This is a genomic window from Nocardioides terrae, from assembly GCF_900112345.1.
In the GTDB taxonomy this organism is placed as follows: Bacteria; Actinomycetota; Actinomycetes; order Propionibacteriales; family Nocardioidaceae; genus Nocardioides; species Nocardioides terrae.
Genome location: NZ_FOLB01000010.1, coordinates 1 through 22,554, shown reverse-complemented (window position 1 = coordinate 22,554; position 22,554 = coordinate 1). Strand labels below are relative to the sequence as shown.

The window sequence follows — 22,554 nt, the reverse complement described above, 5'->3', positions numbered from 1 at the left end:
CTCAGACGAGGACGGTGGTGATCGGCTGGGAGGAGTCGGCGGGCAGGTCGAGCGGGGACGGCGTACGGCCGCGGGCGACCATCTCGGCACCGAGTGCGGCGACCATGGCGCCGTTGTCGGTGCACAGGCCGGGGCGCGGGACGCGGACGCGGATGCCGAGGTCGGCAGCGCGCGACTCCGCGAGCACCCGCAGCCGTGAGTTGGCCGCGACACCGCCGCCGATCACCAGGTCCTCGATCCCCTCGGAGGACGCGGCGTCGAGCGCCTTGCGGACGAGGACGTCGCACACCGCCTCCTGGAAGGACGCGGCGACGTCAGCGATCGGCACCGGCTCACCCGAGCGCTCCCGCGCCTCGACCCAGCGGGCCACGGCGGTCTTGAGGCCGGAGAACGAGAAGTCGAACCGGTGCCGCTCGAGGTCGTGCCGGGCGGTCAGGCCGCGCGGGAAGTCGATGGCGACCGACGACCCGGAGCGCGCCTCCCGGTCGATCACCGGACCGCCGGGGAAGCCGAGCCCGAGCAGCCGGGCGACCTTGTCGAACGCCTCCCCCGCCGCGTCGTCGATCGTGGCGCCCATCGGCTCCACCCCGCCGGTGACGTCGGTGACCCGCAGCAGCGAGGAGTGCCCTCCGCTGACGAGCATCGCGATCGTCGGCTCGGGCAGCGGCCCGTGCTCGAGCTGGTCGACCGCCACATGCGAGGCCAGGTGGTTGACGCCGTACAGCGGCTTGCCGAGCGCGAAGGCGAGCGCCTTGGCGGCAGCGACGCCGACCAGGAGCGCGCCGGCGAGGCCCGGCCCGCTGGTGACCGCGATCGCGTCGACGTCGTAGGGCCTGATCCCGGCCGTCTCGCAGGCCCGCTCGATGGTCGGGACCATCGCCTCGAGGTGCGCGCGAGAGGCGACCTCGGGCACGACACCGCCGAAGCGGGCGTGCTCGTCGACGCTGCTCGCGATGGCGTCGGCCAGGAGCGTGTGGCCGCGGACGATGCCGACGCCGGTCTCGTCGCAGGAGGTCTCGATCCCGAGGACAAGCGGTTCGTCGGCGGTCATGCGGCCATTGTGCCGTGGCGCTCCGAGGGCACCGCCGGCCGCTCCCGACTTGGTGAACGTTTGCCACTCCCGGAAGAACGGCCGGTGTATTAGGTTCCGAACTCCTATCGCCTTTCTTCCGGAGAGAGCATGAGACTCATCCACACCAAGGCCGCGACCACCGTCGCGGCCTCGGCGGCCCTGGTGGCCGCCGGGCTCGCCGCAGCGCCGACCGCACAGGCTGCCGGTCAGCTCAACCCCGCGACCAGCTTCGACTACACCGTCCACCAGGACGGCACCGTGGTCGCGCCGACCGACGGCAGCGCCATCCCGAACATCGACTCGGTCAAGTCGACGATCCGGGCCTACTACGGTGCGACGAAGGGCGACAACCCCGCCCACGCCTTCGACGCGTCGGCTCCGGCCACGACCTACCTGCCGAACCTGACGACGTCGGCGTACGCCAAGAACACCACGGCGGTCGCCGAGGGTCTCCTCGACGCGCTCCCCGACGTCCCTGGCGCAGCGGATGCCGTCGTCTTCGACGTGGACTCCACCCTCCTCTCGGACTACGCCAACGAGGAGGAGATGAACTACAACTACTCTCCGGCGCTGAACGGCAACTGGGTGACGCACCAGCTCATGCCGGCGGTGCCGGGCATGGTCGCCGCGGTGAAGACCCTGGCCGCCGAGGGCTACGCGATCTACGGCATCACGGGCCGGCCGGCGGGCCAGGAGGACGACACGATCGGCAACCTCACCGGGGTCGGGTACGCCGACTCCAACGGGCCGCTGTTCGACGCCGACAACCTCTACACGAAGCCGGCCGACAACGCCTCGCAGCCGAGCTACATCACCGGCTGCGCGATCGTCGCCACCGCGACCCTCTCCAAGTGCACGACCGTCCAGTACAAGGCGCTCACGCGCCAGCACCTGGAGGACGGCGGCGCCGACATCGTGATGAACGTCGGCGACCAGTGGAGCGACCTCCAGGGTGGCTTCGCCGACGACACGCAGAAGGTCCCGAACCCGACGTACTACCTGGGCAGCCCGAACATCGCGGGAGCCCCGGCGAGCGACGCCGACATGAAGCCGCCGACCCACTACACGATGGCTCCCGACGGCTCCACGGGCGCGACGACCACCGACGGCGACAACATCCCGAACGAGGGCAACGTCGCGACGCTGATCCGGGCCTACTACGGCGCGACCGGCGGCATCGCCGACAAGACCAGCTCGCCCTACATCAGCCAGCTGGCCTCGCTCGAGTCCGCCTGGACCTCGCAGATCACGACCGCGTGCCAGCGCGGCGCGGCGAAGGTCGCGGCCGCCCAGACCGCGATCGTCGGCGCCCGTGCCGTCGTGACCGAGGACGCTCGCGCGGTGCGGGACGCCGCGAGGGACGTCCGCAAGGCGAAGCGCGCGGTGAAGCGGTCGCACGGTAGGGCCAAGCGCGCGGCCAAGCGGAGGCTCGCGGCCGCCGAGCGCGTCCTGACCAGGGCCGAGCGGAGGCTGGCCCGTGCTCAGCGGACCCTCGCCGGGATCACCGTGCCGAGGTCGCCGGCCGCCGTCTTCGACGCCGACGACACCACGCTGTGGACCTACGACATGGAGGACGGCAACCCGACCGCCCCGCACGCCGGCATGCAGTTCAACTTCAACCCGACCCTGCAGAACGACTGGGTGCAGAACGAGTGGTTCCTGGCCACGCCCGGCATGCCGGCAGTGGTCAAGGCGGTCCAGGCGGCCGGCTGCACGATCGTCGGCCTCACCGGCCGGAACACCGGCCAGCAGGCGGCCACGATCGACAACCTGACCAAGGTCGGGTACGTCGACGCCGCGGGCAGGCCTCTGTTCACCGCCGCGAACTACTACACCAAGTGGGTGAGCGGCGCGCCGCAGCCGTCGTACATCGACTGCGGCGACGACAAGGTCTGCTCGACCATCGAGTACAAGGCCGGTACGCGGGAGTACCTGGAGACCCAGAAGGGCCTCGACATCGTGGCCAACCTGGGCGACCAGTTCTCCGACCTGCACGGCGGGTACGCGGACTCGACGTACAAGCTGCCGAACCCGACGTACTACCTGCCCTGATCCAGGGTCAGCTCAAGCACGACGCCGGTGGTCCCGTCACGGTAGTAGCGGGGCCGCCGGTCGATCTCGACGAAGCCCGCGCTCGCGTAGAAGGCGAGCGCGGGCTCGTTGGTCTCGCGGACCTCGAGCACCAGCCGCTCGGCTCCCTCGGCGGTGGCCTGCTCGATGACCGCGGCGAGGAGCGCTTGCGCATGGCCACGGCGGCGGTACGCCGGCCCGACCGCGATCCGCTGGAGCTCGGCGACCTCGAAGACGATGCTGGCGATCGCGTGGCCGACGACCGTGCGGTCGGGGCCGTCGGACTCAGCGACCAGCAGCCGGACCGTCGGCATGCCGCCCTCGGCCGCGATGCGCAGGTAGTCGGCCGTCCAGGCGTCGCCGGGGAACCCGTCGAGCTCGAGCAGGACGACCGCCGGGATGTCGTCGAGGGTGGCCGGACGGACCGTTGTCATCCGTGCTTGGCGACCGCGTCGGGGCGGCGCAGGTAGAGCGGCTCGGGGTCGAGCAGCTCGGCACGCTCCTCGGCGACCGCCCGGGCCAGCCAGCCCGCGCTCGGCCGGGTGGGGCCGACGGGCTTCGGGAAGGCGTCCGGGTAGAGCACGGCGCCCTCCCCGACGACGGGGCCGTCGGTGGCGAGGGCCGCGGGCTTGGCGACGACGGGGCCGGTCAGCCGCTCGCCGTTCTCGCCGTAGGTCGCGAGGTAGACCTCCTTGCGGCGAGCGTCGGTGGCGACGCTGAACGGTCCGTGGACGGCGCCGGTGTCGAGCGCCTCGACCGCGAGCACGTCGAGGGTGCAGACGGCGTAGACGGGAACCTCCAACGCGTAGCCGAGGGTGCGGGCGGTGACCAGGCCGACGCGCAGGCCGGTGAACGGTCCGGGCCCCGCGCCGACCGCGACGGCGGTGAGGTCGTGCCGCTCGGCGCCGGCCTCGCGCAGGACCCGGTCGATCAGCGGGGCCAGCTGCTCGCCGTGGCTCATCGCGCGCTCGGAGCCGAGCTCGGCGACCACGTCGGCGCCGTCGTGGAGCGCGACGGTCACGGAGGGGGTGGCGGTGTCGAAGGCCAAGAGCATCAGTGTGTGGCTCCCTCGTGGTGGAGGTCCGCGTCGACGGCCGACCAGTCGACGTCGTGCCAGCGCGGACCGACCGGCGTGATCTCGACGCGGCGGGGATCCCGGTCGTCGATGAGCTCGTCGACGGTCAGGGCCCGCACGATCCGGATCTCCAGCCGCGACTCGGCGAGCCCCTCGGCCAGGCCCTCCCCCCATTCGACCACCGTCACCGCGGCGTCGAGGTCGGCGTCGAGGTCGAGGTCGTCGAGCTCGGCGCGTGGGTCGCTGCCGCCGCCCAGCCGGTAGGCGTCGACGTGCACCAGGGCCGGGCCGCCGACCTCCGAGGGGTGCACCCGTGCGATGACGAAGGTCGGTGAGGTGACAGCGCCGCGTACGCCGAGCCCGGTGCCGAGTCCCTGGGTGAAGGTCGTCTTCCCCGCCCCCAGCTCACCGGTCAGCACCAGCAGGTCACCGGCGCGCAGCTGGGTCGCCAGCCGCTCCCCCAGCTCGCGCATCTCGTCGGGTTGCGGCACCTCCACGACATGGGTGCGCAGCGGCCGGCGCAGCTCGATGTCGGGCGAGTGGCGGGCGACCTCGTGGAAGCCCTGCTTCTCCCAGAAGCGCACGTTGTGCGGCAGCTCCTCGCGGGCGATCACGGTGAGGTCGGCGAAGCCGTCCGCGGCCTCGACCGCGGCGGCGACCATCGCGTGGGCCACGCCGTGCTGCTGCGCCTCCGGTCGCACGGCGAAGCGGCGCAGGTAGACGGTGTGGCCGACCGGGTCCATCACCAGCGCGCCGACGGGCCGGTCGTCGACGCTCGCCACCAGGCCGCCGTACGACGACAGCCGGGTCGCGATCGTCTCCTCGGTCTCCTGCAGGGCGGCCGCCGGCGGGTCGAGGGGCGGGCGCGCCCCGAAGGCCTCCTGCACGATGTCGAGGACCGTCGGCGCCTCCTCGGGGCCGACCCGGCGGACGGTGACGAGCCCAAGGTCCCACGTCAGCGGTGTGCTCATCGGGCACCCGACCCGGCGGAGGCGGCGGCGAGCAGCTGGTCGAGGCAGGCATTGACCTGTCCGTGCCGCTCGAGGATCACCATGTGGCCGGCGCCCTCGCACTCGACGAGGGTCGAGCCGGGGATCCGGCTGTGCAGCTTGCGGCTGTGCCCGATCGAGGTGAGCTTGTCAGCGGTGCCGCCGATGATCGTCGTCGGGATCATCCCGAGCACCCCGACGTGGTCGAACTTGTCGAGCTCACGCATGCCGGGGAAGAACTCCGCGACCACCTGGAACGGCGTCGCCGACAGCATGTCGTCGACGAACTCGACGTAGGACTGCGGCACCGCGTCGCCGAACGCGTAGGCGTCGGTCACCACCGTCGCGATCGACCGGCCGAGGCGACGTACGCCGTCCACGGCCCGGTGACCGCGGGCGAGCGTGCGCAGGGTGCTGTCGGTGATCCCCGAGCTGAGCCGGCGCGGCACCAGCGGGAGGAGTAGCCGGGCCGGGTCGAGCCCACCCGCGGTCGTGGCGATGAGGGCGACCCCGACGACCTTGCCGTCCGGGGCGAAGAGCTCGGGGTGGAGCTCGGCGAGTGCCACGATCGTCATCCCGCCCATCGAGTGGCCGACCAGGACCACCGGGCCGTCGGGGACCACCGCGTCGAGGACGCCCTTGAGGTCGCGGCCGAGCTGGTCGATGGTGCCCCCGGTGACCGGGCCGCGGCCCGACCGGCCGTGGGAGCGCTGGTCGTAGAACACCGTGCGGACCAGCCCGCGGAAGGCGGCCCGCTGGAAGTGCCAGCAGTCGAGGTTGAGGGAGTAGCCGTGCACGAACACCACCGTGACCGGCGACTCGGCATCGGGCGCCTCGTCCACCTCGACGTGCAGCGGGACGCCGTCGTCGGTGATCACGGTGTGGGCCGGCGAGTGGAGCGACCCGAACGGCGCCTGGTCGCCCGAGCGCCGCGCGATCGTCCGGCGTCGCTGCGCCACCCCGACCGCCGCGCCCGTCGCAGCGATGCCGGCCGCGCCGGCGACGGCGCCGGCGATGCGTGCGGTGAGGCCCACTACTGCTCCCTGCTGTCGTCGGGCCCGTCCTCGAGCCTGTCGTCGCGCTCGGTATCCACGACCCGGCGGGTCAGACGCCCGCCCATGCGGGTCACGATCTCGTAGCTGATGGTGCCGGCCGCCTCGGCCCAGTCCTCGGCGGTCGGCTCACCGTCGTCGCCCGGCCCGAAGAGGATGACCGGCTCGCCCGGGTCGGGCTCGTCTCCGGACAGGTCGACGACGACCTGGTCCATGCAGACGCTGCCGCGGATCGGCCGGCGGGCGCCGCCGACGAGCACCTCGGCCCGGTTGGCGGCGCTGCGCAGGACGCCGTCGGCGTACCCGACCGGGACCAGGCCCAGCGTCGTCGCCGCGGGCGCGACCCAGCGCCCGTTGTAGGACACCGCCGCCCCCGCGTCGACGTGCTTGACCAGCGCGAGGTCGGCCCGCACGGTCATCGCCGGCCGCAGGCCGAGGTCGGACGGGGTGAGGCCCGGCGCCGGGTCGAGGCCGTACGTCGCGATGCCGCACCTGACCAGGTCGAAGCGGGCGCTCGGCCGGAGGATCGCGGCGGCGCTGTTGGCGAGGTGGCGCACCTCGGGCTGCAGACCCGCCGCGCCGGCGAGGTCGAGCGCCTCGCGGAAGAGCTTCTCCTGGGCGTCGTTGGCGGGATCGTCGGGGAGCTCGCTGCTCGCGAAGTGCGACCAGATGCCGGTGATCCGCCACGTCCCGGCCTCCTCGCCCGCCCGGGCTCGGGCGACCAGGTCCGGCCAGTGCGCCGCCGTCGCGCCGCCGCGGGAGAGCCCGGTGTCGATCTTGAGCTGCACGCGGGCCTTGCGGCCGGCGCGGCCTGCCGCCTGCGCGATGGCGTCCAGCTCGTCGGTTGTGTAGGCCGTGACGTCGATGCCGCGGGCGACGGCGGGCATCAGGTCGTCGCCCGGGACGGTCAGCCAGCAGAGGACGTGGCCGGCGTCGCCGTCGTCGCGCAGCGCGAGCGCCTCGTCGAGAGTGGCGACACCGATCCACCGCGCGCCCGCCTCGCGGGCGGCGCGCGCCGCGGGGAGCATGCCGTGGCCGTAGCCGTCCGCCTTCGCCACGGCCATCACCGGCGTCTGCGTGAACTGCGCCAGCCGGCGGACGTTGTGGCGGATCGCGGCGACGTCGACGACGATCTCCGCGCGGCTCATCCGGGAAGCCCGTTCGCGGCCGCCATCAGCAGGAGGAGCCGCCTGCGCGAGTCGCCTCTGCGAGTCACGGTGGTCGGGCTCATAGCCCCCAGTGTCTCACCGCGATCTGCTGGACCACGCGAGGGATCGCCCGCGCCAGGTCGGTCGCGGTGATCGGGCCGCCGTCACTCGCCAGCGTGCCGGCGGCGCCGTGCAGCCAGGACCCGACGCTCGCGGCGTCGAAGGGCGCCAGGCCGGCGGCCAGCAGCGCGCCGATGAGACCGCTGAGCACGTCGCCGGCTCCCGCGGTCGCCAGCCACGGCGTGCCCGCGGTCGTGATGCGGACCCGCTCACCGGCGATCCCGGTGTGGTTGCCCTTGAGCAGCACGACACAGCCGAAGCGCGCAGCGGCGTCGGTGGCGTGCCGCAGCGGGGCGGCCTCGACCGCCTTGCGCTCCACGCCGAGCATCGCGGCCAGCTCGCCCGCGTGCGGCGTCAGGACCGCCTGTGGGAGCGGGGCGGTCACGTGCCCGAGCGCGTCGGCGTCGACCACGAGCGGTACGTCGTCCGCGACCGCCTCGGCGAGGTGCTGCTCGGCGTCGTCGGCCGTGCCGGGCCCGACCACCCAGGCCTGGACGCGGCCGGGCCCGACCACCTCGGGGTGGTGCTGCTTGACCGTCTCGGCCGCGCTGCCGACGTAGCGGACCATGCCGGCCAGCCCGGTGTTCGCGCCTGCGACGGCGAGCAGCCCGGCGCCCGGGTAGGTGGCGCTGCCGGCCCGGACGCCGACGACGCCACGGGTGTACTTGTGGTCGTCGGGCCGCGGCCGCGGCAGCAGCCCCGCCACGTCGGCCTCGCCGAGCGACTCGACCGGAGCCGGCGGCAGGTCCAGCCCGATGTCGACGAGCTCCACCACGCCGCAGGCCTGGGCGGCCGGGTCGGCCAGGTGGGCGATCTTGTGCGTGCCGAAGGTGACGGTGAGGTCCGCCCGCAGGTGCATCCCGCCGCCCTCGCCGGTGTCGACGCCGACGCCGCTGGGCACGTCGACGGCCACGAACGGGATCGAGGAGCTGATCGGGATGACCGCCTCCGCGACGCGCGGCGGGAGGCCCGGTCGGGCCCCGATGCCGAAGACCCCGTCGACGACGACGTCGACCGCTCCGGCCCGCAGCGGGCGGGGGGCGCTCGTCCGGCCGCCGGCGCGGCGCAGCGCGGCCAGGGCATCGTCGTGCCAGGTGTCGGCGAGCAGCCACGCCTCGACGCTCGCGCCCCGGCGGGCGAGCACGCCGCCGGCGTACAGCGCATCGCCGCCGTTGTCGCCCGGCCCGACCAGCAGCACGATCCGGCGGCCGTAGACGCCGCCGAGAAGGTCCGCGACCGCCGTCGCCAGCCCCGTCGCCGCGCGCTGCATCAGCGCCCCGTCGGGTAGGGTCGCCATCAGGGCGGCCTCGGCCGCGCGGACCTGCTCGACGGTATGTGCCGATCTCACGGGCGAACGCTAGCCCCTCGCTCAGAGCGCGGCGAGGGCCTCGTCGTAGATCGCCAGCGCCTGGTCCACCTCGTCGTCGGTGACGATGCACGGCGGGACGACGTGCACGCGGTTGTCCTGCACGAACGGGAGCAGCCCGCGGTCGAGGAGGCTTGCCTTGAGCCGGCCCATGTCGGCGGCGGCGAGAGGCGTGCGGTCGTCCCGGTCCGAGACCAGCTCGAGGGCCCAGAAGACGCCGGTGCCGCGGACCTCGCCGATGACGTCGTGCTTCGCGGCCAGCGCACGCAGGCCGGGGCCGAGGACGTCCTGGCCGATCCGCTTCGCGTTGGCGACGATGCCCTCGGACTCCATCGCGTCGAGCGTGGCGACGATCGAGGCGGCGGCGAGCGGGTGGCCGGAGTAGGTGAGCCCACCGGGGAAGACCCGCTCGTCGAACGTCGCGGCCACGGGGTCGCTGATGATCACGCCGCCGACCGGGACGTAGCCGGAGTTCACGCCCTTGGCGAAGGTGATCAGGTCAGGGACCACGGCGCCGTCGACGTTGAACGCGTCGAGGGCGAGCCACTCCCCCGTGCGGCCGAAGCCCGCCATGACCTCGTCGAGGACCAGCAGGATCCCGAACTCGTCGCAGAGCGCACGTACGCCGGGCAGGTAGCCCGGCGGCGGGACGAGGACGCCGGCCGTTCCCGGGATGGTCTCGAGCAGGACGGCCGCGATCGACGACGGGCCCTCGGCCTCGATCACCCGGCGCAGGTGGTGGAGCGCCCGGGCGCACTCCTCCTCGGGGGTGGTCGCCCAGAACTCGGAGCGGTAGAGGTAGGGGCCGAAGAAGTGCACGTGACCGCGCGCGAACTCGTTGGGCAGCCGCCTCCAGTCGCCGGTGGCGACGACCGCGGCGCCGGTGTTGCCGTGATAGCTGCGGTAGGTGGAGAGCACCTTGTCGCGGCCCGTGTGCAGGCGGGCCATCCGGATCGCGTTCTCGATCGCGTCGGCGCCGCCGTTGGTGAAGAAGACCTTGCCGAAGCCGTCGGGCGAACGCTCCACGATCCGCTTCGCTGCCTCGCCGCGGGCCAGGTTGGCGGTCGAGGGGGCGATGGTCGGCAGCAGGGCCGCCTGCTCCTGGATCGCCTCGACGACCTTCGGGTGCAGGTGGCCGATGTTGGTGTTGACCAGCTGGCTGGAGAAGTCGAGGTACTGCCGGCCGCTGTGGTCCCAGACCTGGCAGCCCTTGCCCCCGGCGATCGACAGCGGTGCCAGGGCGCCCTGCGCCGACCACGAGTGGAAGACGTGGGCCCGGTCGAGGGAGACGGTCAGGTCGTCCAGGTCAGCACTCATCGAACCCTCCATGCAGTAACGGAATCATCAGCAACAGGCATCGAACGGTGCGGAATCCGTGGCGAAGCGGACCGCGACCGTCGCATTTCGGACTATACCGACGCGGCAGCGCCGTGCGTCATCCTTCCAGCACCACCATCGCCGAGGCGATCCCGGCATCGTGCGACAGGGACACGTGGACGTGGGCCACCCCCAGGTCGGCAGCGCGGGCCGCGACCGTCCCGCGCAGCTCGAAGAGCGGCCGGCCCGACTCCTCGGAGACCACCTCCGCGTCGTGCCAGGCGAGCCCGGTCGGGGCGCCGAGCGCCTTGGCCAGTGCCTCCTTGGCGGCGAAGCGAGCGGCGAGGGAGGCGGTCGGCCGCGTCGCCTCGGCGGCCGTGAAGAGACGCTCGCGCAGCCCCGGGGTGCGTTCGAGAGAGGCGGCGAACCGCTCGATGTCGCAGACGTCGATCCCGACGCCGACGATCATCGCGGACCTCGCGACGTGGACGGGCTCACTCGACGGTCACCGACTTGGCCAGGTTCCGCGGCTGGTCCACGTCGTGGCCCATCGCGGACGCGAGCTCGCACGCGAAGAGCTGCAGCGGGATGACGGCCACCAGCGGCTGGAGGAGGACGGGCACCTGCGGGAGGGTGACCAGCGCGTCGGCGTACGCGCCGATCCCGTCGTCGCCCTCCTCGGCCAGCACGATGGTTCGGGCGCCACGGGCGCGCACCTCCTGGATGCCGGACAGCATCTTGTCGCGCAGCGAGTCGCGGCCGCGGGGCGGAACCACGCAGAGCACGGGCAGGCCCGGCTCCACCAGCGCGATCGGGCCGTGCTTCAGCTCGCCCGCGGCGAACCCCTCGGCGTGCAGGTAGGCCAGCTCCTTGAGCTTGAGGGCGCCCTCCAGGGCGACCGGGTAGCCCGCGTGGCGCCCGAGGAAGAGGAAGGAGCGCGACCCGAGGTGCTCGCGGGCGAGGGCGTAGATCTCGTCGGCCTTGCCGAGCACCTTCTCGATCTGCTCCGGGATCGCCTCCAGCTGCTCGACGACCGCGGTGATCTCGTCGCCGTAGCGGGTGCCCTTGACCTGCGCGAGGTAGAGCGCGAGCAGGTAGCAGGCGACGAGCTGGGTGACGTAGCCCTTGGTCGAGGCCACCCCGATCTCCGGCCCGGCGTGCATGTAGATGACGGCGTCGGACTCGCGGGGGATGGTGGAGCCGTTGGTGTTGCAGATCGCGAGCACCTTCGAGCGCTGCTGGCGGGCGTGCCGGATCGCCTGGAGCGTGTCGGCGGTCTCGCCGGACTGCGAGATCGCCACGACAAGCGTGGAGTAGTCGAGGATCGGGTCGCGGTAGCGGAACTCCGAGGACAGCTCGACCTCGACGGGGATGCGGCACCAGTGCTCGATGGCGTACTTCGCGACCATGCCCGCGTAGAACGACGTGCCGGCCGCGATGATGATGATCTTGTCGATGTCGCGCAGCTCCTGGTCGGAGAGGCGCATCTCGTCGAGCTGGAGCCGGCCGTCGGCCGCGCGGCGACCGAGCAGGGCGTCGGCGACCGCACGCGGCTGCTCGAAGATCTCCTTGCGCATGAACCAGTCGTGACCGTCCTTCTGGGCCGCCGAGAGGTCCCAGTCGACGTGGTAGCGGCGGCCCTCGGCCGGCGTAGCGTCGAAGCCGGTGACGTCGACCGACTCGGCGCTGATGGTGACGACCTGGTCCTGGCCGAGCTCGAGCGCGTCGCGGGTGCGGCCGATGAAGGCGGCGACGTCGGAGCCGAGGAAGTTCTCGCCGTCGCCGAGGCCGACCACGAGCGGGCTGTTGCGGCGGGCGCCGACGATGCGCTCCGGGTCCGCGCAGTCGACGGCGACGAAGGTGAAAGCGCCCTGGAGCCGGCCGCACACCGACTGCATCGCGCTGGTGAGGTCGGCGCCGTCGAGCACGGCCGCCTCGAGCAGGTGGACGACGACCTCGGTGTCGGTCTCGGAGAGCAGCGTGTGGCCGGCGGCCTCGAGCTCGGCGCGCAGCTCGGCGAAGTTCTCGATGATGCCGTTGTGGACGAGCGCGACTCGCCCGGCCGCGCCGAGGTGCGGGTGCGCGTTGTGGTCCGTCGGCCCGCCGTGGGTGGCCCAGCGGGTGTGCCCGATGCCCGTCGTCGAGGGCGGCAGCGGGTCGGCGGCGAGCGCCTTGTCGAGGTTGGCCAGCTTGCCCGCCTTCTTGCGGACGCTGGGCCCGCCGTCGGCGACGACGGCGATGCCGGCGGAGTCGTAGCCGCGGTACTCCATCCGCCGCAGCCCCTCGATCACGGCGCCCTCGGCCTGCTGCCTCCCGACGTAGCCCACGATGCCGCACATGGCTCGGGAGTCTACGAGAGCGGGGTGCGCGACAGCCGCTACCGGCCCGGCTGTAACAATCACCTGCCATGACCTCGACCGAGGCCCAACCCGGGGAGTCCTCCCACGGCGACGGCAGCCACGAGGGTGAGGCGTCGCCCTATCTCGAGCTGAGCCGCGAGGCGTGGGCCCAGCTGGCCAGCGAGACGGTCAGCCCGCTCTCGGCCGAGGAGCTCGAGCGGCTGCGCGGCCTGGCCGACCAGATCGACCTGACCGAGGTGGAGCAGGTCTACCTCCCGCTCTCCCGGCTGCTGTCGCTCTACGTCTCGGCGGCCGGCAAGCTGCACCGCGAGCAGGAGGCGTTCCTCCACCGTCGCACGCCCCCGCGGACGCCGTTCGTGATCGGCGTCGCCGGGTCGGTCGCGGTCGGCAAGTCCACCACCGCTCGCGTGCTGCAGCAGATGCTCGCCCACTGGCCCGAGCACCCCAACGTCGCCCTGGTCACCACCGACGGGTTCCTCTACCCCAACGACGAGCTCCAGCGCCGCGGGCTGATGGAGCGCAAGGGCTTTCCCGAGTCCTACGACCGGCGGGCGCTGCTCAAGTTCGTCGTCGACATCAAGTCCGGCAAGGAGGAGGTCGCGGCGCCGACGTACTCCCACCTGGTCTACGACGTGGTGCCCGACGAGAAGGTCGTCATCCGGCACCCGGACATCGTCATCGTCGAGGGCCTCAACGTCCTGCAGCCCGCCCGGGTCCGCGACGACGGCCGCGCCGGCCTGGGCCTGTCGGACTTCTTCGACTTCTCGGTCTATGTCGACGCCGGCACGGCGCACATCCGGCGGTGGTACGTCGAGCGCTTCCTGCGGCTGCGAGAGACCGCCTTCCGCGACCCCGACTCCTACTTCCGGAAGTACGCCAAGCTCGACCTCGACGAGGCGATCGCCGAGGCGGAGCGGATCTGGGACACCATCAACGGCCCCAACCTGCAGCAGAACGTCCTGCCGACCCGCTCGCGGGCGACCCTGGTGCTGCGCAAGGACCGCGACCACTCGGTCCGCTACGTGCGGCTGCGCAAGCTCTGAGCGCCCAGCGCCTGAGCTTGCGAAGGCGCTGACCGGGCGCCAGGTCGAGTAGCGGCGCGGCTGAGGAACGAAGCCGCGACCCGCGTATCGAGACCTGAGCGCCCAGCGCCTGAGCTTGCGAAGGCGCTGACCGGGCGCCAGGTCGAGTAGCGGCGCGGCTGAGGAACGAAGCCGCGACCCGCGTATCGAGACCCAGTCGTCTCAGAGAGAGAGCCGCGCCCGTACGACGGCCGCGAGCCGCTCGGCGACGCCGGTCGCGACCTCGGCGGTCGGAGCCTCGACCATGACGCGGACGAGCGGCTCGGTGCCGGACGGCCGCAGCAGGACGCGCCCGCTGTCGCCGAGGTCGGCCTCCTCGGCGGCGACCGCTGCCAGCAGCTCGTCGTCGTCGCAGCGCGCCTTGTCGACGCCGGGGACGTTGAGCAGGACCTGCGGGAAGCGGGCGACGACGGAGGCGAGCTCGGCGAGCGGGAGCCCGGTCGAGGCGATCCGCTGGGCGACGTGCAGGGCGGTGAGCGTGCCGTCGCCGGTCGTGGCGTGGTCGCTCATGATGACGTGGCCGGACTGCTCGCCGCCGAGGGAGTAGCCGCCGGCCTTCATGGCCTCCAGGACGTAGCGGTCGCCGACGGCGGTGGCCAGCAGGGTGACGCCGGCGTCCTTCATCGCGCGGCGCAGGCCGAGGTTGCTCATCACCGTCGCCACGAGCGTGTCCGAGGCGAGCCGGCCCTCGTCGCGCAGCGCGAGGGCGAGCATCCCCATGATCTGGTCGCCGTCGACGAGCTCGCCGTCTGCGGAGACGGCCAGGCAGCGGTCCGCGTCGCCGTCGAATGCGAAGCCGGCGTCGGCGCCCGCGTCGAGGACGGCCCGGCGCAGACCCTCGATGTGGGTCGAGCCGACGCCGTCGTTGATGTTGGTGCCGTTGGGCTTGTCGTTGATGGGGATCACGTGGGCGCCGGCCCGCTCGAAGGCGAGCGGCGCCGACTCGTGGGCGGCGCCGTTGGCGCAGTCGAGCACCACGGTCAGGCCGTCCAGCCGGCCGCGCATCGAGGAGAGCAGGTGGTCGACGTAGTCGTCGATGCCGCCGTGGTAGAAGCCGATCCGGCCGACGGCAGCGCCGGTCGGGTGCGTCCACGGCTGGTCGAGCCGTGCCTCGATCGCGTCCTCGAGGGTGTCGTCGAGCTTGACCCCACCACGGGCGAGGAACTTGATGCCGTTGTCGGGCATCGGGTTGTGCGACGCCGTGATGACGACGCCGAGGTCGACCCCGAGCGAGCCGGTCAGGAACGCGATGCCGGGCGTCGGCATGACGCCGATGTCGAGCACGTCGACACCCGCCGACGCGAGGCCGGCGGCCACGGCGGCCTCGAGGAACTGGCCTGAGACGCGGGGGTCGCGGCCGACGACCGCCCGCGGGCGGTGACCCTCGAACTGGCCGGCGTCGCCGAGCACCTGGGCCGCAGAAACAGCGAGGTCCAGGGCCAGCCGAGCGGTGAGGATCTCACCGTTCGCCAGGCCCCGGACCCCGTCCGTGCCGAAGAGGCGAGCCATGTCGCCGTTACGTCAGCGCTTGGAGAACTGCGAGGCCTTGCGGGCCTTCTTGAGACCGGCCTTCTTGCGCTCGACGACGCGCGCGTCGCGAGTGAGCAGGCCGGCCTTCTTCAGGGTCGGGCGGTTGGCGTCGACGTCGATGGCGTTCAGCGCGCGGGCGACACCGAGACGCAGCGCACCGGCCTGGCCGGTGATGCCACCGCCGTGGATGCGGGCGATGACGTCGAAGCGGCCCTCGAGCTGCAGCGCGGCGAACGGCTCGGCAGCGACCTGGCGGTGCAGCGCGTTCGGGAAGTACTCCTCGAAGCCGCGACCGTTGATGGTCCAGTTGCCGGTGCCCGGCACGATGCGGACGCGGGCGACGGCCTCCTTGCGGCGGCCGGTGGCGCCGGCGGGCGCGATGGTCGCCGGGCGGGCCGGGGTGTCGGCGGACGCGGCGCTCTCGGACGTGTAGGCAACGCCCTGCTCGTCGGTCTCGAAGGTCTCCTCGACCTCAGCGGTGTTCTCAGTCATGTCCTGGTCCTGGCTCACTGGGCGATCTGCTTGATCTCGAACGGAACGGCCTGCTGGGCCTCGTGGGGGTGCGTCGGGCCGGAGTACACCTTGAGCTTCTTGATGATCTGCCGACCGAGCTTGTTCTTCGGGAGCATGCCCCACACTGCGGTCTCGATCGCCTTGCGCGCGTCCTTGTCCAGGATCTCGCCGATCGGCGTGGCCGTCAGACCGCCCGGGTAGCCGGAGTGGCGGTAGGCGAGCTTGGTGGTGCGCTTGGTGCCGGAGAGGGAGACCTTCTCGGCGTTGATGACGATGACGAAGTCGCCGGTGTCGGCGTTGGGGGCGAAGATCGCCTTGTGCTTGCCGCGGAGCAGGTTCGCGACCTGCACCGACAGGCGACCGAGACGGACGTCAGTCGCGTCGATCACGTGCCAGGCGCGCTCGATGTCGCCCGGCTTCGGAGCGTAAGTGCCCACGATGTGCCTCATTCGTTCGTTGGTCCTCGCCGGCGGCTGCCGGTGAGGCGGTGCTTCGCGGCTTCTGACGAACACTGCCGGAGCGCCAGACGGATCTGGCGGAGCCGGGCTGCCCCTCGACCGTGGGTGGCCGGGAAGCGGCAGGAGTCGCGACCGAACAAGGCTACGGGCCGGCGCACGGGCGGTCAAAACGGCGTACGCCGCCCCGGCGACCCCCTCGCGCGGGCGCCGCTGCGCCCACGACGCGGGCACCGGCTTACCCGGTTTCCCGCACGGCGGCTAACGTGAGCAGCGTGACTGATTCTCTCACCGTCCGCGACAACCGCACCGGACAGGAGTACGAGGTCCCGATCCTCGACGGCGCCATCAAGGCCGCCGACATCGGGAAGATCCGGTCCGGCGAGGACGAGCCGGGACTGGCCGTGTACGACCCCGGTTTCGTCAACACCGCCTCCTGCCGGAGCTCGGTCACCTTCATCGACGGTGACAAGGGCATCCTGGAATACCGCGGCTACCCCATCGAGCAGCTCGCCGAGCAGTCGTCGTTCCTCGAGGTCGCCTACCTCCTCGTCCACGGCTCCCTGCCCAGCAAGGACGAGTACGACCAGTGGGTGCACAACATCACCTACCACACGTTCGTGCACGAGAACGTCAAGGGCTTCATGGAGGGCTTCCGCTACGACGCCCATCCGATGGGGATGCTGATGGCGTCGGTCGGGGCCCTCTCCACGTTCTACCCGGAGTCGCGCAACATCAGCGACGCCGACAACCGCGCCATCCAGATCATCCGGATGATCGCCAAGATGCCGACGCTGGGCGCCTGGTCCTTCCGGCACGCGCAGGGCAAGCCCTACGTCTACCCCGACAACGAGCTGTCCTACACCGAGAACTTCCTCTCGATGCTCTTCAAGATGAGCGAGCCGACCTACCAGGCCGACGAGCGGATCGTGAAGGCGCTCGACACGCTCTTCATCCTGCACGCCGACCACGAGCAGAACGCCTCGGCCAACGCCGTCCGCGCCGTCGGGTCGACCCAGGTTGACCCCTACTCGGCCGTCTCCGCCGGCATCGGCGCCCTCTTCGGCCCGCTCCACGGCGGCGCCAACGAGGCTGTCCTCCGCATGCTCAAGCGGATCGGCAACAAGTCCGAGATCCCCGCCTTCATCGAGGGCGTCAAGAACGGCAACGAGCGCCTGATGGGCTTCGGCCACCGGGTCTACAAGAACTACGACCCGCGCGCCAAGATCATCAAGAAGGCCTGCGACGACGTCTTCGAGGTGACCGGGGTCAACCCGCTCCTCGAGGTCGCCCAGGAGCTCGAGAAGATCGCGCTGGAGGACGAGTACTTCGTCAAGCGGAAGCTCTACCCCAACGTCGACTTCTACTCCGGCCTGATCTACGAGGCGCTGGAGTTCCCGCCGGAGATGTTCACGGTGCTCTTCGCCATCGGGCGTACGCCGGGCTGGCTCGCGCAGTGGCTCGAGCTCACCCAGGACAAGGAGCAGAAGATCGCCCGCCCGAAGCAGATCTACACCGGCTCGCGGGGTCTCACCTACACCCCCACCGAGCAGCGCTGGGCCTGACGACCTCGCTGGTCGGAGCGAGCGATCTCCTCGCTGGTCGAGTAGCGCGCGTATCGAGACCGATCAACGGCCCCCGACTGAACAGTCGGGGGCCGTCGGCGTCTCCCCGCCTCGTCCGTGGGCGCACACCCGCGCGCGGCGACGGTACGCCGCCCGTGCGCGACCTCTGCCTCGAAGAGCTCGCGATCGCCCGGTGCGAGCACGTCTACGCCACCCGGTCCCTGCTGGCCGACCTCCTCGACCTGCGCCACCGCCTCCCACTGCTCTGGGTCGCGGTCCAAGGGCTACGGCTCGAGCCGTGGGTGGCCCGCAAGATCGCCTCGATGTCGCGCAAGCTCACCCGCGACGCCGCGGCGCTCGTTGACGAGGCGGTGGCGGAGGCGGCCGGGCAGGCGGCCGGCCGCCTGCTCGCCATCGCCGAGGCCAAGGTCATCGAGGCCGACGAAGCCCTCCGGCTGGCCGAGCTGCAGGCGGCGGCGAAGGCCGCCAAAGGGGTGTGGCTCACCGCCACCCGCGACCAGACACCCAGGCTCGGCGAGCACCCCAGCACCGACGAGCTCCGGGCGGCGGCGTTCGGCTGGCTCGCCCGGCCCCACGATCTCGCCGAGCTCCGGCCTCCTCGACCACACCGCCGACACCCGAGCCGACGACCAGGCCCACGGTCGGCGTCCCGGGCGTCGGGCCAGGGCGGTGCTGTTCGTGCACCTGCACCAGGCCGCCCTGGACGGCCCGGTGACCACCATCGGCCCCGTCTTCCCCCACACCACCGGCCTGGACGTGAAGGTCGACCGCGACCACGCCGTCGCTGCCGCAGCATCGACACGATCACAAGCCCCCATCCGCGCTTGACTTTCCATCCAGGAAAGAGGAACGTCTCTTTCTAGACAGGAAAGTGGAGGTGGAGTGATGTCAGGAACGACTCCTGAGGAGGCGAGCGCAGCGCTCGCCGCGGTACGGCACGCGCAGTCGACAGTGGCCGGCGAGATCGGCCTGCCGCGCGGCTACTGGTGGGGCCTGGGGCTGGCCTGGGTCGGGTTCGGCGCCATCGCCGAGCTCGGCAACCCATGGGTGACCACGGTGGCGACGGCCGGCTTCGGCATGGTGCACTCGGTGATCGCCTCGCGGATGCTCGACGGCCGCCGGCGGTCGGAGCAGGTGCGGGTCAGCGCGGCCACGGCCGGGCGGCGTACGCCGATCGCGGTCGTCTCCATGCTGGTGGCACTCGTGGCGCTCACACTCGCCGCGGCACTGGCCTTCGACGCCGACGGCGCAGGTCACCCGTCCCTGGCGGCCGGCGTGCTCGTCGGCGCGATCACCGGGTTCGGCGGCCCCGAGCTGCTCCGGGGCGCGCGGCGGTTGTTCCGCGCATGACCGGCCGCTTCGACGAGCTCATCCACCCGAGCACGCGCCTGACCCTGATGGCGACGCTCGCGGCGGCGGACTGGGCGGAGTTCGCGTTCCTGCGCGAGCGGCTGGGCATGTCGGACTCGGCGCTGTCCAAGCAGCTGGCCACGCTCGAGGAGGCGGGCTACGTCGCCACCGAACGCCGTCTCGACGGCAGCCGGCACCGGCTGAGGGCACGCCTGACCCCGACCGGCCGGACGGCGTTCGAGGGTCATGTCGCGGCACTGCGGGCGATCACCGACCTCGCTGGCACGACGCCGTAGCGCCGAGTCGCTCAGACCTGCGCGGGGCGCAGGTCGCGCTTGAGGACCTTCCCGGTCGGGTTGCGCGGCAGCGCGCCGAGGAAGACCACCGAGCGGGGGCACTTGAAGTGCGCGAGCCGCTCCCGGCAGAACGCGATCACGTCGTCCTCGGTCGCGGCCGTCTCGGGTTTGAGGGCGACGTACGCCCGCACGGACTCGCCCCACGTCTCGTCGGGTACGCCGACGACCGCGCACTCGAGCACGGCCGGGTGCTCCGCCAGGACGCGCTCGACCTCGGGTGAGTAGATGTTCTCGCCACCGCTGATGATCATGTCCTTGAGCCGGTCCTCGACATAGACGAACCCGTCGGCGTCGATGCGCCCGATGTCGCCGGTCCGGAACCAGCCGTCCTCGGTGACGACCTTCCGGGTCTCCTCCGGCCGCCCGAGGAAGCCCTTCATCACCTGCTCCGACCGCAACCAGATCTCACCGGGGTCACCGGTCGGCACGTCCTCGAGGGTGCCGATGTCGACGATGCGGACCTCCATCCCGGGGAGGGCCCGGCCCGCGCTGAGCAGCCGCTCAGGGTGGCCCTCGGCCTCCGCCCGGCGGTGCTCGTCGGGCAGGAGGTGGGTGGCGACACCGCACACCTCGGTGAGGCCGTAGACCTGCATGAGGTCCATGTCGGGCCACGTCTTCATCGCGGCGCGCAGCAGCGGCGGCGGCATCGGCGCGGCTCCGTAGGTGAAGCTCTTCAGCCGGCTGAACATCTCGACGCCCTGTGGCCCGGACTGGATCACCTGCGCGAGCACGGCCGGCACGAGGAACATCCGGTTGGCGCCCTGCATGATGGCGCCGGCGAGCGACATCCCGTCGGGCTCCCGCGTCATGACACTGGGGATGCCGTCGTGCAGCCCGAAGAGGACGTACGACGACCCGCCGACGTGGAAGAGCGGCATCGCGACCAGGTTCTTGTCACCGGGTTCGAAGTCCCAGCCGTCGTGCGAGGCGACCGTGTGCCGGACGAAGTTCCGGTGGGTCAGCATGACGCCCTTGGGCCGGCCGGTCGTGCCGCTGGAGTAGAGCACCAGGCACGTGTCGTCGGCCGTGCGGGCGGGGTCCGGGTCGGCCGGCGTGGCGGTGGTCAGCCACTCCTCGTAGGGGTCGCCCGGCGCACCGTCCGTGGTCACCTCGATCACCCGGGTGACGTGCGGCAGGTCGCCGCGGATCGCCTCGATCGCCGGCATCAGCTCGCTGCCGACGACGAGCACCTTGGCGCCGCAGTCGTTGAGGGTGAAGCCGACCTCCTCGCCGGCCAGCCGCCAGTTGACGACGGCATTGGCGGCGCCGACCAGCCCGGCGCCGAGCGACAGCTCGACGCACGCGGGGTGGTTCTTGTCGAGGAACGCCACCATGTCGCCGCGGCCGACGCCGAGGTCGCGCAGCCCACCGGCCACCCGGCGTACCCGGTCGTGGAACTGCGCCCAGGTCCACGTCCGCTGCCCGTAGGTCATGCAGTCGCCGTCGGGGCTCACGCTCGCCCAGTGGGCGAGCCGGTCGTCGACGAAGGTGGGCTCGGGGGCTTCCATGGCGGGAGTGTGGCGCAGGCCACACGCCGGCACAAGCGACTCACCCGGTGGCGACCCGCTCCAGCCGGCGGACGTCGCGGACGAGGAGCGGGGCGATCTCGGCGAGCAGCATCACGCCTGCGACGAGAAAGAGCCACCGGTCGAAGCCGACGGCCTCCGCGAGCGGCCCGGTCAGCGCGAGACCGACCGGGCGGGCGACGAAGGAGCCGGCCACGTCGACGGAGTAGACGCGGGAGAGCTTCGCGTCGGGCACCTGCTCCTGGATCGAGGCGTTCCACTGGACGTCGTAGACCTGGAGCCCGAAGCCGTGCAGGAAGGCGCCGAGCAGGATGACCGACAGGCGGTCGGAGACCATGGCGAGCGGGAACAGCGGCGTCAGGCAGAGGAACACGCTCCCCCAGAAGAGACCACGCCTCGGATGCCAGCGCAGGCACAGCAGGCCGCCCACGACGAAGCCGACCATCATCGCGCCGAGCGCGAAGCCCCAGGCGTCGCGACCGATGCCCTCCCCCACCACGATCGGCCCGACGACGCCCTGGGCGCCGCCGAACATGAGGTGGTAGACGAGCGCCATCAGGATGCAGATCCACAGCCAGCGGCGGGTCCGCACCTCGGCGAAGCCCTCCCGGAGCTCGGCCAGGATCGTGCCGCCCGTGGTCGCCGGCGCCTGCTCGACGCGGAGCGCAGCGAAGCAGACCGCGGCGACCACGAACGTCGCCGCGTCGACGGCGATCGCCCAGCCCGGCCCGATGCCGGCGACGAGCACGCCCCCGACGGCGAATCCCACCATCGACGCCGTCGTCTGGAGCAGGCTGCGCATCGCGATCGCGCGGGAGAGCACATCCGCCGGGACGGTCATCCGGGTCATCGCGCTGGCGCTCGGCTGGCTGAGCGCGCTCAGGCAGCCGGTCACCACGCCGAGCACGGTGAGCAGCGGGATCGTGGCCACGTCGGCCACCAGGGTGCCGGCCACCACCGCCTGGACCAGCGCGCTGCCCGCGGCCGAGCCGCTCATCATCATCCGCCGGGACGTCCGGTCCCCGAGGACGCCGCCGAAGAGCGTCGTGACGACCTCGGCGAGCGCGAACGCCGCGACGACCATGCCGAGGTCGGAGGCCGAGCCGCCGAGGTCGAGCACGGCGAACGCCAGGGCGACCGGCGTGATGGCGTTGCCGAGCGCGCTCGTCGACGCGCCGGTCACCAGCAGGCGGAAGTTGCGATGGCGCAGCGGTCCTGGCCGGCGTACGGCTGTGGCGGCGGGCGTGACGTTCATCGGGGGCACTAGATGTGATGCCCAGCCAGGTTGTCCAACCTGGTGATGGGTGCTTGCTTGCCGATTGCTGAGTGGGGCCGGTGGTGGTTGTACTGGTGGACCCATCCTGGCAGGGCCGCGAGTCGGGCTGATTCGGAGTTGTAGAACTTCTTGAACGCCCAGCCCTCGGCCAGAGTGCGGTGGAAGCGCTCGATCTTGCCGTTGGTCTGGGGCCGGTAGGGCCGGGTGCGCTTGGGCGTGATGCCGAGCTCGGCGCAGGTGTCGCGCCATAGGTAGGAGCGGTAGCAGCTGCCGTTGTCGCTGAGAACACGCTGGACGGTGACGCCACGTTC

At 72.1% G+C, this 22,554-nt stretch carries 22 protein-coding genes; 6 read left to right on the top strand and 16 right to left on the bottom strand.

Features of this window, described 5'->3' with window-relative positions; translation table 11 throughout:
• Position 1: 1 nt before the first annotated feature.
• On the bottom strand, positions 2 to 1,051 hold the full coding sequence (tsaD, locus tag BM236_RS13675; protein WP_091124790.1) for a tRNA (adenosine(37)-N6)-threonylcarbamoyltransferase complex transferase subunit TsaD: 1,050 nt from the start codon (positions 1,049 to 1,051) through the stop codon (positions 2 to 4).
• A gap of 129 nt (positions 1,052 to 1,180) precedes the next feature.
• Here tsaD and BM236_RS19240 point away from each other — a divergent pair, with 129 nt between their 5' ends.
• The gene (locus BM236_RS19240) at positions 1,181 to 3,124 is read left to right on the top strand and encodes an HAD family acid phosphatase (protein ID WP_217645339.1); all 1,944 of its coding nucleotides are present in this window, start codon (positions 1,181 to 1,183) and stop codon (positions 3,122 to 3,124) included.
• Here BM236_RS19240 and BM236_RS13665 read toward each other — a convergent pair.
• The 9 genes from BM236_RS13665 to glmS form a co-directional block, all read right to left on the bottom strand.
• The gene (locus BM236_RS13665) at positions 3,112 to 3,576 is read right to left on the bottom strand and encodes a GNAT family N-acetyltransferase (protein ID WP_091124788.1); all 465 of its coding nucleotides are present in this window, start codon (positions 3,574 to 3,576) and stop codon (positions 3,112 to 3,114) included. The two genes, BM236_RS19240 and BM236_RS13665, sit on opposite strands and share 13 nt — an antisense overlap.
• Positions 3,573 to 4,196, bottom strand: coding sequence for a tRNA (adenosine(37)-N6)-threonylcarbamoyltransferase complex dimerization subunit type 1 TsaB (gene tsaB, locus BM236_RS13660; RefSeq protein ID WP_175507689.1), 624 nt, complete (start codon positions 4,194 to 4,196; stop codon positions 3,573 to 3,575). Before tsaB ends, BM236_RS13665 begins: the two co-directional genes overlap by 4 nt.
• Positions 4,196 to 5,188 carry a tRNA (adenosine(37)-N6)-threonylcarbamoyltransferase complex ATPase subunit type 1 TsaE gene (gene tsaE, locus BM236_RS13655; protein WP_091124785.1) on the bottom strand — a complete coding sequence of 331 codons (993 nt, stop codon included), beginning with the start codon at positions 5,186 to 5,188 and terminating at the stop codon, positions 4,196 to 4,198. The genes tsaB and tsaE overlap by 1 nt, the downstream gene beginning before the upstream one ends.
• Complete coding sequence (locus BM236_RS13650) at positions 5,185 to 6,240, bottom strand: alpha/beta fold hydrolase (RefSeq protein ID WP_091124783.1); 1,056 nt, start codon at positions 6,238 to 6,240, stop codon at positions 5,185 to 5,187. Before BM236_RS13650 ends, tsaE begins: the two co-directional genes overlap by 4 nt.
• On the bottom strand, positions 6,240 to 7,406 hold the full coding sequence (gene alr / locus BM236_RS13645) for an alanine racemase (RefSeq protein WP_091124781.1): 1,167 nt from the start codon (positions 7,404 to 7,406) through the stop codon (positions 6,240 to 6,242). Before alr ends, BM236_RS13650 begins: the two co-directional genes overlap by 1 nt.
• A gap of 79 nt (positions 7,407 to 7,485) precedes the next feature.
• Positions 7,486 to 8,874: a bifunctional ADP-dependent NAD(P)H-hydrate dehydratase/NAD(P)H-hydrate epimerase gene (locus BM236_RS13640; protein ID WP_091124778.1), complete on the bottom strand. Its 1,389-nt coding sequence runs from the start codon at positions 8,872 to 8,874 to the stop codon at positions 7,486 to 7,488.
• Between the two features lie 21 nt (positions 8,875 to 8,895).
• Positions 8,896 to 10,209, bottom strand: coding sequence for an aspartate aminotransferase family protein (locus BM236_RS13635; protein WP_091125021.1), 1,314 nt, complete (start codon positions 10,207 to 10,209; stop codon positions 8,896 to 8,898).
• A gap of 118 nt (positions 10,210 to 10,327) precedes the next feature.
• Positions 10,328 to 10,678: a holo-ACP synthase gene (locus tag BM236_RS13630; protein ID WP_091124776.1), complete on the bottom strand. Its 351-nt coding sequence runs from the start codon at positions 10,676 to 10,678 to the stop codon at positions 10,328 to 10,330.
• A gap of 25 nt (positions 10,679 to 10,703) precedes the next feature.
• Entirely contained in the window at positions 10,704 to 12,548 is a 1,845-nt protein-coding gene (gene glmS / locus BM236_RS13625; RefSeq protein ID WP_091124773.1) for a glutamine--fructose-6-phosphate transaminase (isomerizing), read from the bottom strand.
• Positions 12,549 to 12,616: 68 nt separating this feature from the next.
• Here glmS and coaA point away from each other — a divergent pair, with 68 nt between their 5' ends.
• Entirely contained in the window at positions 12,617 to 13,612 is a 996-nt protein-coding gene (coaA, locus tag BM236_RS13620; protein WP_091124771.1) for a type I pantothenate kinase, read from the top strand.
• A 201-nt stretch (positions 13,613 to 13,813) separates the two neighbouring features.
• On the opposite strand, the gene glmM is transcribed toward coaA, so the two are convergent.
• Genes glmM through rplM form a run of 3 tightly spaced genes read right to left on the bottom strand, consistent with a single transcriptional unit; the run spans position 13,814 to position 16,131 of the window.
• Positions 13,814 to 15,160, bottom strand: a complete 1,347-nt coding sequence (gene glmM / locus BM236_RS13615; RefSeq protein ID WP_091124768.1) for a phosphoglucosamine mutase — start codon at positions 15,158 to 15,160, stop codon at positions 13,814 to 13,816.
• A 12-nt stretch (positions 15,161 to 15,172) separates the two neighbouring features.
• A complete protein-coding gene (gene rpsI, locus BM236_RS13610; protein WP_091125019.1) occupies positions 15,173 to 15,673 on the bottom strand; it encodes a 30S ribosomal protein S9 in 501 nt (166 codons plus the stop codon).
• A 14-nt stretch (positions 15,674 to 15,687) separates the two neighbouring features.
• Positions 15,688 to 16,131: a 50S ribosomal protein L13 gene (gene rplM / locus BM236_RS13605; protein ID WP_091125017.1), complete on the bottom strand. Its 444-nt coding sequence runs from the start codon at positions 16,129 to 16,131 to the stop codon at positions 15,688 to 15,690.
• A gap of 293 nt (positions 16,132 to 16,424) precedes the next feature.
• Between rplM and BM236_RS13600 the strand changes: the two genes are divergently transcribed.
• The 4 genes from BM236_RS13600 to BM236_RS13580 all read left to right on the top strand — a co-directional run bounded on the left by BM236_RS13600 (position 16,425) and on the right by BM236_RS13580 (position 19,381).
• Positions 16,425 to 17,714 (top strand): citrate synthase, encoded by a 1,290-nt coding sequence (locus BM236_RS13600; protein ID WP_091124767.1) that lies wholly within the window; start codon positions 16,425 to 16,427, stop codon positions 17,712 to 17,714.
• Positions 17,715 to 18,404: 690 nt separating this feature from the next.
• The gene (locus BM236_RS19035) at positions 18,405 to 18,563 is read left to right on the top strand and encodes a hypothetical protein (protein WP_175507688.1); all 159 of its coding nucleotides are present in this window, start codon (positions 18,405 to 18,407) and stop codon (positions 18,561 to 18,563) included.
• 57 nt (positions 18,564 to 18,620) lie between these two features.
• Positions 18,621 to 19,085, top strand: a complete 465-nt coding sequence (locus tag BM236_RS13585) for a hypothetical protein (protein WP_091124757.1) — start codon at positions 18,621 to 18,623, stop codon at positions 19,083 to 19,085.
• Positions 19,082 to 19,381, top strand: a complete 300-nt coding sequence (locus BM236_RS13580) for a winged helix-turn-helix domain-containing protein (protein WP_091124755.1) — start codon at positions 19,082 to 19,084, stop codon at positions 19,379 to 19,381. Before BM236_RS13585 ends, BM236_RS13580 begins: the two co-directional genes overlap by 4 nt.
• An 11-nt stretch (positions 19,382 to 19,392) precedes the next feature.
• On the opposite strand, the gene BM236_RS13575 is transcribed toward BM236_RS13580, so the two are convergent.
• The 3 genes from BM236_RS13575 to BM236_RS13565 all read right to left on the bottom strand — a co-directional run.
• Positions 19,393 to 20,949: a long-chain-fatty-acid--CoA ligase gene (locus tag BM236_RS13575; protein ID WP_091124752.1), complete on the bottom strand. Its 1,557-nt coding sequence runs from the start codon at positions 20,947 to 20,949 to the stop codon at positions 19,393 to 19,395.
• Positions 20,950 to 20,989: 40 nt separating this feature from the next.
• Positions 20,990 to 22,222, bottom strand: coding sequence for an MFS transporter (locus tag BM236_RS13570; RefSeq protein ID WP_091124749.1), 1,233 nt, complete (start codon positions 22,220 to 22,222; stop codon positions 20,990 to 20,992).
• Positions 22,223 to 22,230: 8 nt separating this feature from the next.
• Positions 22,231 to 22,554: integrase core domain-containing protein (locus tag BM236_RS13565; RefSeq protein WP_139230111.1), on the bottom strand; the 324-nt coding region annotated here is incomplete at its 5' end.